The sequence below is a fragment of the Sphaerisporangium melleum genome, from assembly GCF_014646695.1.
Classification (GTDB): Bacteria; Actinomycetota; Actinomycetes; order Streptosporangiales; family Streptosporangiaceae; genus Sphaerisporangium; species Sphaerisporangium melleum.
The window spans coordinates 85,796-96,852 of record NZ_BMNT01000023.1 but is presented as its reverse complement, the minus strand read 5'-3'; the positions used below and the strand labels follow the sequence as shown (position 1 = coordinate 96,852).

The following is an 11,057-nucleotide window of genomic DNA, read 5'->3' as shown; positions in this document are numbered from 1 at the left end:
GGCACGACCCGTGTCCGGGCCGCCGAACTCAGTCGGAGTCTAGAGGCGCGCTTCTTTCCCGCCTAGATCAATGCGGGCGCCGGCCAGCGGCAATTTATGACCAAATGTGGACATGGAACGGTGTAATGCTGTGATCAGCGCAGTTAGCAGAACGGTCCAAAGCAGGCGAAGGCCGACGTCGTACAATCACGGGGTGAAGCTGAAGCTTGATCTCCATGACATCTACAACAGGAGCGGCGAGATCGACCGGGCGCTGCACGGCATCATCCAGGAGGCGGTGCGGAAGAAGGCCACCGAGGTCGAGATCATCCCCGGCAAGGGGTCCGGCCAGCTCAAGAAGAAGGTCCTCCGGTTCCTCGACCAGAAGGAGATCAAGGCCCTCTACCACCGCATCGACAAGGACGCCAAGAACCACGGCCGGCTGTTCGTGTACTTCCGGTGGAAGTGATCCCGCGCGTCCGAACCGTGAAACCCGCGTGACCTCCCCGTGGGCGGCGGCCTAGGCTGGCCGCGGCCATGATCGGGCGACGGAGGGGGCGCGATGACGCGGAAGGCGGAGTACGCAGGGGATGCCGGGCAGGCCGAGATGGCCGAGCACGCCCGGGTGCTTGCGGACATGGACGGCGTCTGCATGGCGGACGCGTTCGAGGAGGCCGCCGCCGAGGGCGCGGGCGGTCCGGCCTCCGGCGAGGGGTACACGCCGGTGACCTCGGCGGCCGAGCTGCGCGAGCTGCTCGGCCCGGTGATGCCCCGGGCGATCACCAAGGAACGCCGGAGGCTGCACGAGATGGACCGCGAATGGCTCGCGGCCTCCCCGTTCTGCCTGATCGCCACCTCCGGCGCGGAGGGCGACTGTGATGTCTCGCCCAAGGGCGACCCGCCCGGGTTCACCCTCGTCCTGGACGACACGACGATCGCCATCCCCGAACGGCCCGGCAACCGCCGCGCGGACGGCTATCTGAACATCCTGGCTAACCCGCACGTCGGCCTGCTGTACGTCGTGCCCGGCCGCAACGAGACGCTGCGGATCAACGGCCGGGCCCGGCTGGTGCGCGAGGCGCCGTTCTTCGACCGGATGGTCGTCAAGGGCCACCGGCCCGTGCTCGCCGTCGTCGTGGAGATCGAGCAGATCTTCTTCCACTGCGCCAAGGCGTTCATGCGCTCCGGCCTGTGGAAGCACCAGACCTGGAACCCCGGCGTGCTGCCGCCGCACCCGCAGATCGTCAAGCGGGTCCAGCCGGCGGTCGAGGAGAGCCTGGAGGAGCTGGAGCGCTACTACGGCGAGCAGTACGCCGAGCGCCTGTACAAGGGCTGACCCCGCCGCGCGGAGCCGACCCGGCTCGGCGGCATGTTCGCAGCCTGCCGCCGAGGCCGGTGCCGAGCCGCGGCGCGTGGCATCCGGGCGTGCCGTCCTCCGCGCCCTCGCAGGTGGTCAGTAGTTCTGCGGCGCGGGCGGCAGCACCACCACGACCACGAACGGCGTGCCGGGCGGCGGCGGGACGGGCTTGCCGGCGCCGCCGGGATACCGGGCTGGCTCGTACTCCGGGCCGGCGGCCACCTCGCCCCCTCCGGTCAGGTGCACCAGCACGGTGGTCGCGTCCAGCCGCTGGTAGCCGCGGGCGCCGGGCAGGGTGCCGTCGGCCGGGCCGTCCACGCCGACGTCGACGACGAACGCCGTCCCCTCGGCGACCTTCTTCGGCAGCCGCACGCGCGCCGCCGAGGAGTCCGGGCCGATGGGACACCGCACCGCGTACGGCAGGGGGCTCGTGTCCGGCGGAATGGGTGATTCGCCGCCGGAGCCGCTCCAGTCCGCCCAGTCGCCGCCGGGCCCGGCCGTGGACGCGCCGGGGGAGGACGGCCTGGACCGGCCGGCCCAGGCCTCCCAGTCCGATGTGCCGCTCATGGCTTCCCGCCTTCCAGGTCGGCCACCCGCTCGCCGAGGGCGCGCAGTTCCGCCTTGATCTCGTCCAATGGGTCCTCCTGGGCCTGCTTGCGCTCCCCGCCCGTCGCAGGGGAGGAACCGCGCCGGTACTGCTGCTGCCAGTTCGCGCCGGCCTTGCCGCTCGCCGGGGCGCCGTCCTGAGCGGAGTTCTGGTAGGAGTTCTGGTACTGCTGCCAGTCGCCGCCCTGCCGTCCGTCGGACCCGGCGCCGCCCTGGTTCACGCCGCCACCGCCGCCCGCGCCGCCGCCTCCGCCGGAGTCGTTCTCCCACTCGATGTGCACGCGGAACGTGGACGTCGCGCCGCCCCCGCCTCCTCCGCCGAGCCCGGCGCCGCCGCCCCCGCCGGTGTTCCCGGTCGCGGGCGCCTGCTCGCCGACGCCGGTCGAGCCGGGCCAGGTGGACTCGTCGGCCTCGCGGCTGTCCCCGTCCGTCACCGCCGCCACCACGGCCACCGCGGCCTGGACCGTCGCGCCGTCGCCGGCCGTGGCGCTGAACGTCGCGGACGTGGGAGCCCGCAGGGTGCCGTACACCTCCACCGACACCATCTGCCGGTGCCCTGGCGCGAGCGGTGCGCCGGGGTGCGGCCGGACGGTGTAGGCGCCGGGTGCGGTCTCCTCGACGGCGGCGCCCGCTCCGGCGGCCATGCCGGCCCCCTCGGGCAGGGTGATCGCCGCCTGCCAGCCGGTCAGGTCGTCGTCGCCCGTGTTGAGCAGGCCCAGCTCCATGACGTAGCGCGATGGTCCGGCGCTGGTGCGCCGCAGGGCCGCGGACGCCGCCGGTGTGCGATCGCTTTTCATCGAATCGGCCTCCCAACGCCCCGGTACGCAGAGCTGAGGGAATGTCTGGCTAATTCATCGGCAAATGGCGAGTGCGTTATCCGATGGGCAAATCGTCGCTATATGTCCCATTTGTCCATTAAGGGCTACCGTAGCAGTTGTGATGGCCGCGGCGAACCAGGGGGACCAGAGTGCCACCGTGTTCCTTTCGCAGAAGGTGCGCAAGGGGCGTGAGGCCGACTACCGGCGCTGGCAGGACGAGATGACCGAGCTGGCGCGGGGCTTTCACGGCTTCGAGGGCAAGGAGGTCTATCCCCCCGGGCAGGGCGCCGACGGCGAGTGGGTGGTCGTGTTCCGGTTCGCCCGCATCGATCAGCTCACCGCCTGGCTGAACTCCCCGCAGCACGAGCGGATGCTCGCGCGGGGGCGTTCCCTGCTGGAGGGGCCGGAGGTCAAGGAGGTGCTGGCCGGCGAGCCCCCGGTGCAGCCGGCGGTGACCGTGGTGATCTCCCATCACCTCGCCCCGGGCCAGGAGCCGGCGTTCGTCCGCTGGCAGCAGAAGGTGCGCAAGGTGCAGGAGAGATACCCCGGGTTCCTCGGCTTCGAGCTGTTCCGGCCCGTCCCGGGCGTCCAGGAGGACTGGGTCTCGGTCTTCCGGTTCGACACCCGCGAGCACCTGGACACCTGGCTCACCTCCGAGGCGAGGAAGAAGCTGCTGGACGAGGGCCGCGCCGCCTTCGCCTCCTACGACGTACGGCAGGTCGGCTCGGCGTTCGGCGGCTGGTTCCGGCTCGGCGGCGACGCGGCGGGCCACGCCCTCCCGCCCAACTGGAAGCAGGCCATGGCCGTGCTCCTGGGGCTCTATCCGATCATGATGGTGCTGAGCCTGACCACCGACCGGGCGCTGGGGGCCGCCGGGGTGCCCGGCTACCTGCACCTGTTCATCGGCGGCGCGCTGAGCGTCTGCGTCCTCACCTGGCTGGTGATGCCGCTGGTCAACCGGGCCCTGCGGCGCTGGCTGACGCCCGGCCGGGAGACGTCGGCGCGTACCCACCTGCTGGGCGCGCTGGCGGTCGCGCTCGGGTACGCGGTGATGCTGGCGTTCTTCGGCTGGGCGACCGGGCGGCTGTGACCGCGGCGGCGCGGGGTCTCACGGCGAGGTGGCTCCGGGCGTCCCCGGAAAGCGGATCAGGGCGAGGTCCTCGGGGTCGGCGGTGCCGCCGCCGTCGGCCACGGACTGCCGCAGCAGCAACTCGCCGGTGTGCGTGAGGTGCAGCCGCATCGCCTGGGCGGCGGCCTCCGCGTCCCCGGCGGAAAGCGCGGTCACGATCGGCTCGTGCTCGGCCGCGACGTCGGCGAGCGAGCGCCTGCGCTCCACGGTCGAGGCGCCGAGCGTCATCGTCGCGTCCCGCAGGTTGCCGACGATGGCGGCGAGCCTGCGATTGGCGCCCGCGTTCAGTAGCAGGTCGTGGAAGGCGCGGTCATGGCGCAGGAAACGCGGCTCGTCGAGGCCGGCGGCGGCGGCGCGCATCCCGGCGAGCTCACCCCGCATCGCCCCGACCAGTTCCTGGCTCGCGCGGCGGACGGCGAGGCGCGTCGCGGGCACCTCCAGCAGCAGCCGGAGCTGGAACACCTCGGCGATCTCCCGCGGGTCGCGCCGCAGCACCCGGAAGCCGCGGCTGCGCTCGAAGCGCACGATGCCCGCCTCGGCCAGCCGGAGCATGGCCTCGCGTACGGGGGTGCGGGAGACGTTCAGCTGCGTGGCGAGCTGGTACACCGAGTACAGCTCGCCGGGCCGCAGCTCGCCGGAGCGGATCGCCTCCCGGACGGCCTCGATCACCTGCTCTGTGAGGCTTGACCCACCACCGACCGTGCGCACCGAGGCCCTTTCCCTGAGGTTACGACTCTCGGGGACTCTATCGGTGAAATGCCGGATAAGGCCGCACTCGTCCCAAGCGTTGACATGTGACATGCCACATGCCGATTCGGGGGTTTTGTGGAATGGAAGTGACCGCCCAAGCCTTGCTTCCCGCCGCTCGTTGGTGTCCGCCCGGCGATGGCCGTACGCCGGGATCGGTTCTCGCGACGACCGGCGCTAGCATGCGTGGATCATCGTCAGATGAGGCGCCCGCCGGCCGGCGGACGCGGACAGGTGGGAGGGCGTGATGGGCGGCATACGCAGGGCCGTGCGGATCGCCAACGCCTCGGGGTTCTACGGGGACCGGCACACCGCGTTCGCCGAGATGGTGGGCGGCGGGGACGTCGACGTGGTCACCGGGGACTACCTGGCCGAGGTCACCATGCTCGTCCTGGCCAAGGGCCGGGCACGCGACCCCGCGGCGGGCTACGCGGCGACCTTCCCGGCCCAGATCGCCCCCGTGCTCGAAACCGTCCTGGACCGCGGGATCAAGGTCGTGGTGAACGCCGGCGGGCTCGACCCGCGCGGCCTGGCCGACCGTCTCACCGCCCAGGCACACGCCGCGGGACTGGCTCCCCGCGTCGCCCACGTGGCCGGGGACGACCTGCTCGGACGCCTCGGCGCGATCCAGGCGGCCGGTCACCCGCTGGCGCACGCCGAGCACGGCACCCCGCTGGCCGCCTCCGGGCTCACCCCGCTCACCGCGAACGCCTACCTCGGCGGGTGGGGCATCGCCCGCGCGCTGGAGGCCGGGGCCGACATCGTGATCTGCGGCCGGGTCAGCGACGCCGCGCTGACCCTCGGCCCGGCCGCCTGGTGGCACGGCTGGGCGCGCGACGACTTCGACCGCCTGGCCGGCGCGGTCGCCGCCGGGCACGTCATCGAGTGCGGCGCCCAGGCGACCGGCGGCAACCACTCCTCCTTCCTCGGCATCCCCGGCCTCACCCACCCCGGCTTCCCCATCGCGGAGGTCGCCGCGGACGGCAGCGCGGTGATCACCAAGCATCCGGGGACCGGCGGCGCGGTCACCGTGGGCACGGTCACCGCGCAACTCGTCTACGAGATCCAGGGCACCCGCTACCTCAACCCGGACGTCACCACGCTGCTGGACACCCTGACGCTGCGCCAGGCCGGCCCGGACCGCGTGGAGATCGCCGGGACGCGCGGCGCGCCGCCCCCGCCGTTCGCCAAGGTGGCCGTCACCGCCCTCGGCGGCTACCGGAACGAGATCACTCTCGTGCTGACCGGCCGCCACATCGAGAAGAAGGCCGCGCTCGCCGAACGCGCCGTCCGCGACGGGTTGCCCGGCGGCTGCTCGGTGGTCTTCCAGCGCATCGGCACGGCCGCGCAGGACGCCGCCGGCCAGGACGCCGCCTCCTGCCTGCTGCGCATCGCGGTCAAGGGACCGCAGGAGAAGGCGGTCGGCCGGGCGTTCTCCGGCCTGGTGGTGGGCCTCGCGCTCGGCAACTATCCCGGCTTCTACGCCACCGGCACCCCGCAGGGAGCCCGCGCGTACGGCACGTACTGGCCGTGCGCCGTCCCCGTCGGGGAGGTGGACCACCACGTGGTGCTCCCGGACGGCACCGTGGAGGCGATCCCCTGGTCTCCCACCGCCCCGCCCGAGCCCGCCGCGTCGTTCCCTTCCGCCCCGAGCCCGCCCGCCGCGGCCGAGGGAACGTCGTTCCCCGGCGCGGGAGTCGTACGGATCCCCCTGGGAGAGGTGGCGGACGCCCGCTCCGGCGACAAGGGCGGCAACGCCAATCTCGGCCTGTGGACCCGCGACGACGAGACGTACGCCTGGCTGCGCCGCACGGTCACGGTCGAGCGGCTGCGCGAACTGCTCCCCGAGGCGGCCGGCCTGCCCGTCGACCGCTACGAGCTGCCCAACCTGCGCGCGCTGAACTTCGTGATCCACGGCCTGCTGGGCGAGGGGGCCACCGAGACCAGCCGCTTCGACGCGCAGGCCAAGGCGCTCGGCGAGTTCGTGCTGTCCCGCTACGTGGAGGTGCCCATCCCCCTGGCGTCGGCCCCGGCGACCTCCGCCGGCTGACCGGGCCCGCGCTCGGCTCGCCCCGCGGCGCCGGGGGAGGGGACCAGCCGGTCCAGCAGGGGCGCGGTGGCGGCGGTGGTCACCAGGGTGACCACGATCATGATGGGGAACAGCGTCTCGGTGATCAGCCCCTGGGACAGGCCGATGCTCAGGATGACCAGCTCGGTCAGCCCGCGGCAGTTCAGCATGGCGCCCAGCGCGAACGCCTCCCGGCCGGGCAGGCCGCTCAGCCGCGCGGCGAGCGCCGCTCCGCCGAGCTTGCCGGCCACCGCGGCCACCAGGAGCAGCGCGCAGACGGCCAGCTCCACCGGCCCGGCCACCGCGCTCAGATGGGTGCGCAGCCCGGTCACGGTGAAGAACAGCGGCAGCAGCAGCCACAGGGTGACGCCCTCGCACCGGCGTACGAAATCATCCGCCACGAGGGAGTTCTTCGGCATGACGACTCCGGCCAGCAGCGCGCCGATCGCGGGGTGGATGCCGATCAGTTCGCCGCTCAGCGCGCACAGCAGCACGTACAGGGTGAGGAACGCCATGATCGTGTGCGGTTCGCGGGGACGCGCCTCGGCCCACGCCAGGGCGCGGCGCACCAGCGGCCCGACCACCACGATCATCGCGGTGACGAACAGTACGGCCAGCCCCGCCGTCCAGGCCGCCGACGCCGAGCCGCCGCCGGAGGACAGGCCGATCAGCAGGACGAGCAGGCACCACACGGTGACGTCGCCGACCGCGGCGGTGGCCATGCCGAGCGAGCCGATCGGTGTGTCGAGCAGGCCGCGCTGCCGCAGGATGGACGCGAGCACCGGCAGCGCGCTCACGGCGAGCGACAGGCCGAGGAACATCAGGAACGGCAGCCGCTGGGAGGCGTCCGGCTGGAATCGCCCGGGCAGGACGAGCCCGGCCGCCACGCCCAGGGCGAAGGGGATGGCCACCCCGGCCTGGCCGACCACGAGCGCGGTGCGTCCCGCGCCGCGGCGGAACCTGCGCAGGTCCATCTCCATGCCGACGGCGAACATGAAGAACGTGACGCCGAGCTGGCCGAGAACGTCCAGCAGGGGCAGCACCGCGGGCGGCAGCACGGCCTGCTGGGCCTGCGGCAGCGCGGCGCCGAGCACGGACGGGCCGAGCAGGATGCCCCCGGCCATCTCCCCGATCACCCTGGGCTGCCGCAGCCACTGGGCCAGCGCCCCGCACAGGTGGGCGCAGAGCAGGATGACGACGACGGCGATGAGCGCGGAGTGCACCATCAGCCGATCCAAGGGCGCGTGGTCCGCGACATGTGCCGGGGGAGGCGTACGGAGCCGGAGGCCGTCGCGATGCCTCGCATCACGGCGACCGCCTGGGCCCGGCCGGCGTCCGGGCCGGCCGATGGCCTGTCCCTCGTCGCGATGGCGGCGGTCGGCTCACTCATCGGTCTCGACCTCCACTGGCCGGCGGGCCCACCCGCGCGGTCCGTACGGCAGCGGCTCGCGGCCGGTGGCCGTGGTGACCTCGCCGGACACCATGTGTGACGGCCCATCTCCTGGGTGCCGCTGATCGATCAGTCTGCCGTCCCGTGTGCGGCCCCGGCCAGATGTGCCCGGGAACGCCCCCATACTTCCGGCAGTTCACCCGGACGGAGCTCATGGGCCTGCGTCGGCCGTGTTCGCGGTGAGCACGTAGAATCCGGTGGGCCGAGTCGGCCGGCAGCGGCCGTGGGTCCAGCACGATCTCGGCGCGAGCACGGCCGGGCGCACGGCCCGTCCTCCTCCGCCACGCCGTTCGTCTCCAGGAAGGCCCCGCAATGTTCAGGGAGATGCTCAAGTCGAAGATCCACCGGGTGACGGTCACCCAGGCCGATCTCGACTACGTGGGCAGCGTGACCATCAGCGGTGACCTGATGGAGGCCGCCGACCTGCTGCCCGGCGAGAAGGTCGACATCGTCGACGTCACCAACGGCGCCCGCCTGTCCACCTACGTCATCGAGGGGCCCAGGGACAGCGGCGTGATCGGCATCAACGGAGCCGCCGCCCACCTGATCAAGCCCGGCGACCTGGCCATCATCATCTCCTACGCCACCGTCTCCGACGAGGAGGCCGCCGCGCTCATCCCGCGCATCGTGTTCGTCGACGAGCGCAACCGGATCACCATGCTCGGCGGAGACCCCGCAGAAGCGCTTCCCGGGACCGCCACCGTGCGCGGCGACACGACCATGGCCACGGGCACCCGGTAGGCCCGCGGACTCGTCGCCCGGGAGACGGGCCGCCGTCAGGTGTGCTCGTCGTGGCGCAGGGACTGCGCGCAGACGGTGAGGCCCTCCGCCAGTGCCTCGCGCATGGCGTCGTCGACCTTCCCGAACATCACCGCTTCGATCTCGTCGAGCGAGCCGTCGCACCGCTGGAGCACCGCCAGCCCTTCGGGGGTGAGCCGCGCGCACAGCACGCGTCCGCCGCCGGGGTGCGGGTCGCGGCGGATCAGCCCGCGTCGTTCCAGGTCGCGGATGACGAGGTTCATCGCCTGCGGCGTGACGAAGGCGATGCGTGCCAGCTCCGCCGACGACACCCCGTCGCGTGCCCGCAGCTCGCTGAGCGCCATGTAGGCGGTCGTGGTGACGCCGTGCCGGGCGAGTTCGTCGTCGAGACGGGCTCTGATGCGCCGCTCCAGCCGGAACACCAGATAGCTCAGGCGTGGCTCGTGCGCGGCCGGATGGGTACGTCGGGGGGTCACCGGATAGACGATATCGTGCCGCCGTGGCGATGTAAGTTTCGCGGGTCTGTATCAAGTCACTTGATGACAAGTTACTTGATAACCAGGGTGAACGCGCCCGCGTGGGACCGACTGCGGGCACCACGGCACCGCCGCGCCTTGACCTGCGGCGCGCGCCGCTCCTATACCGGCTGACGTCAGGACTCACGCGCCGGCGGCGACCCGGCACGGTACCGGCCGGAGGGCGCCCGGCCGGTACCGGCCGAGGGCGGAGAACCGCCTGCGAAATAGGTGGAGGAGGAGCGGATGAAGCGATTAGTCGCACTGCTCAGCGGAGTCTGCGCCGCGGTGTTGTGCGCCGCCGCGACCCTGGTGTTCGCGCAGCCCAGCGTCGCGGCCACGCTGACCGAGGTGACCGGCTTCGGCACCAACCCCGGCAACCTGCGCATGCACCTGTACGTGCCGAACAACGTGCAGACCAACCCGGGGATCGTCCTCGCCATGCACCCGTGCGGAGGCTCCGGCCCGGGCTTCTACTCGTCCAGCGAGTTCGCCTCGCTGGCCGACCGGTACGGCTTCATCGTGATCTACCCGTCGGCGTCGAAGAAGGCCAACTGCTTCGACAACTGGTCGGACGCCTCCAAGGTACGCGGTGGCCAGACCGACCCGGTGTCCCTGATGTCGATGGTCGGCTACGTCCAGCAGCGGTACAACGGCGACCCGAACCGGATCTTCGCCACCGGCAGCTCCTCGGGCGCGATGATGACCAACGCCATGCTCGCCCTGTACCCCGAGGTGTTCAAGGCGGGCGCGGCGTTCATGGGCGTGCCGTTCACCTGCTTCCCCAACGAGGCGGCCTACCAGCCGGGCGGCAACTCCGCTCCCTGTGTCGGCTTCACCGCCCAGCAGTGGGGTGACCGGGTACGCAACGCCAATCCGTCCTACCAGGGACCGTGGCCGCGCATGCAGCTCTGGCACGGCACCGCGGACAACGTGGTCGCCTACTCCGAGCTGGAGGAGGAGATCAAGCAGTGGACGAACGTGCACGGCCTGAGCCAGACCCCCACCTCGACCGACACCCCGCAGGCGAACTGGAACCGCCGGCGCTACTCGGACAAGGTCGAGGCGTACACCATCCAGGGCGCGGGCCACAGCCTGCCGTCCGGTGGCATGGCGGCCGTCGCCATCCAGTTCTTCGGCCTCGACCGTAGCGGCCCGAGCCCGACCCCCACGCCGACGCCGACGGTCACCCCGACTCCGAACCCGACCCCCACTCCGACGCCTACTCCCACGCCCACCCCGACCCCGACACCCACCCCGACGCCGTCCGGCACCTGCCAGGTCACCTACACCCCCAACTCCTGGGGCAACGGCTTCACCGCCGACGTCAAGGTCGCCAACACCGGGACCTCCGCCGTCAACGGCTGGACCGTCACCTGGAGCTGGCAGGGCAACCAGCAGGTCACCAACGCCTGGAACGCCACCGTGACCCAGTCGGGCACGCAGGTCACCGCGCGCAACGTCTCCTACAACGGCGCCATCCCCGCCGGAGGCAGCACCAACTTCGGCTTCCAGGGGACCTACAGCGGGAGCAACACCTCCCCGGCCGCCTTCGCCCTCAACGGCACCCCCTGCAGCAGGTAACCGCGACCAGGGTGGTGCGGGTCCGTCCCGGGTCCGCACCACCCT

The 11,057-nt window shown here is 72.3% G+C and carries 11 protein-coding genes; 6 read left to right on the top strand and 5 right to left on the bottom strand.

Features of this window, described 5'->3' with window-relative positions; genetic code table 11:
- Window positions 1–193 precede the first annotated feature (193 nt).
- Together IEY93_RS21060 and IEY93_RS21055 are read left to right on the top strand one after the other, a co-directional pair.
- Entirely contained in the window at window positions 194–448 is a 255-nt protein-coding gene (locus IEY93_RS21060) for a Smr/MutS family protein (protein WP_189164814.1), read from the top strand.
- Window positions 449–541: 93 nt separating this feature from the next.
- A complete protein-coding gene (locus tag IEY93_RS21055; RefSeq protein WP_372444479.1) occupies window positions 542–1,315 on the top strand; it encodes a pyridoxamine 5'-phosphate oxidase family protein in 774 nt (257 codons plus the stop codon).
- 117 nt (window positions 1,316–1,432) lie between these two features.
- On the opposite strand, the gene IEY93_RS21050 is transcribed toward IEY93_RS21055, so the two are convergent.
- Together IEY93_RS21050 and IEY93_RS38395 are read right to left on the bottom strand one after the other, a co-directional pair.
- Window positions 1,433–1,903, bottom strand: coding sequence for a hypothetical protein (locus IEY93_RS21050; RefSeq protein WP_189164813.1), 471 nt, complete (start codon window positions 1,901–1,903; stop codon window positions 1,433–1,435).
- Window positions 1,900–2,739: a hypothetical protein gene (locus IEY93_RS38395; protein WP_203968392.1), complete on the bottom strand. Its 840-nt coding sequence runs from the start codon at window positions 2,737–2,739 to the stop codon at window positions 1,900–1,902. Before IEY93_RS38395 ends, IEY93_RS21050 begins: the two co-directional genes overlap by 4 nt.
- A 178-nt stretch (window positions 2,740–2,917) precedes the next feature.
- Between IEY93_RS38395 and IEY93_RS21040 the strand changes: the two genes are divergently transcribed.
- Window positions 2,918–3,850, top strand: a complete 933-nt coding sequence (locus IEY93_RS21040) for an antibiotic biosynthesis monooxygenase (protein ID WP_203968391.1) — start codon at window positions 2,918–2,920, stop codon at window positions 3,848–3,850.
- Between the two features lie 18 nt (window positions 3,851–3,868).
- Here the strand turns inward: IEY93_RS21040 and IEY93_RS21035 are convergent, their stop codons facing one another.
- Entirely contained in the window at window positions 3,869–4,558 is a 690-nt protein-coding gene (locus IEY93_RS21035; RefSeq protein ID WP_229691324.1) for a GntR family transcriptional regulator, read from the bottom strand.
- Window positions 4,559–4,883: 325 nt separating this feature from the next.
- Between IEY93_RS21035 and IEY93_RS21030 the strand changes: the two genes are divergently transcribed.
- A complete protein-coding gene (locus IEY93_RS21030) occupies window positions 4,884–6,686 on the top strand; it encodes an acyclic terpene utilization AtuA family protein (protein WP_189164811.1) in 1,803 nt (600 codons plus the stop codon).
- Here IEY93_RS21030 and IEY93_RS21025 read toward each other — a convergent pair.
- A complete protein-coding gene (locus tag IEY93_RS21025) occupies window positions 6,632–7,930 on the bottom strand; it encodes a cation:proton antiporter (RefSeq protein ID WP_189164810.1) in 1,299 nt (432 codons plus the stop codon). The genes IEY93_RS21030 and IEY93_RS21025 overlap by 55 nt on opposite strands.
- 536 nt (window positions 7,931–8,466) lie before the next feature.
- On the opposite strand from IEY93_RS21025, the gene panD reads away from it, so the two are divergent.
- Window positions 8,467–8,895, top strand: a complete 429-nt coding sequence (gene panD, locus IEY93_RS21020; RefSeq protein ID WP_189164809.1) for an aspartate 1-decarboxylase — start codon at window positions 8,467–8,469, stop codon at window positions 8,893–8,895.
- Between the two features lie 35 nt (window positions 8,896–8,930).
- Here panD and IEY93_RS21015 read toward each other — a convergent pair whose 3' ends face one another.
- The gene (locus tag IEY93_RS21015) at window positions 8,931–9,389 is read right to left on the bottom strand and encodes a MarR family winged helix-turn-helix transcriptional regulator (protein WP_229691323.1); all 459 of its coding nucleotides are present in this window, start codon (window positions 9,387–9,389) and stop codon (window positions 8,931–8,933) included.
- Window positions 9,390–9,674: 285 nt separating this feature from the next.
- On the opposite strand from IEY93_RS21015, the gene IEY93_RS39575 reads away from it, so the two are divergent.
- On the top strand, window positions 9,675–11,012 hold the full coding sequence (locus tag IEY93_RS39575; protein WP_189164808.1) for an extracellular catalytic domain type 1 short-chain-length polyhydroxyalkanoate depolymerase: 1,338 nt from the start codon (window positions 9,675–9,677) through the stop codon (window positions 11,010–11,012).
- Window positions 11,013–11,057 lie beyond the last annotated feature (45 nt).

Excerpts from the sequence above, each read along its gene's own strand:
- IEY93_RS21055 (WP_372444479.1), top strand. The coding sequence starts at position 542 with ATGACGCGGAAGGCGGAGTACGCAGGGGATGCCGGGCAGGCCGAGATG.
- IEY93_RS38395 (WP_203968392.1), bottom strand. The coding sequence starts at position 2,739 with ATGAAAAGCGATCGCACACCGGCGGCGTCCGCGGCCCTGCGGCGCACC.
- IEY93_RS39575 (WP_189164808.1), top strand. The coding sequence starts at position 9,675 with ATGAAGCGATTAGTCGCACTGCTCAGCGGAGTCTGCGCCGCGGTGTTG.
- IEY93_RS21025 (WP_189164810.1), bottom strand. The coding sequence starts at position 7,930 with ATGGTGCACTCCGCGCTCATCGCCGTCGTCGTCATCCTGCTCTGCGCC.
- IEY93_RS21030 (WP_189164811.1), top strand. The coding sequence starts at position 4,884 with ATGGGCGGCATACGCAGGGCCGTGCGGATCGCCAACGCCTCGGGGTTC.
- IEY93_RS21050 (WP_189164813.1), bottom strand. The coding sequence starts at position 1,903 with ATGAGCGGCACATCGGACTGGGAGGCCTGGGCCGGCCGGTCCAGGCCG.
- panD (WP_189164809.1), top strand. The coding sequence starts at position 8,467 with ATGTTCAGGGAGATGCTCAAGTCGAAGATCCACCGGGTGACGGTCACC.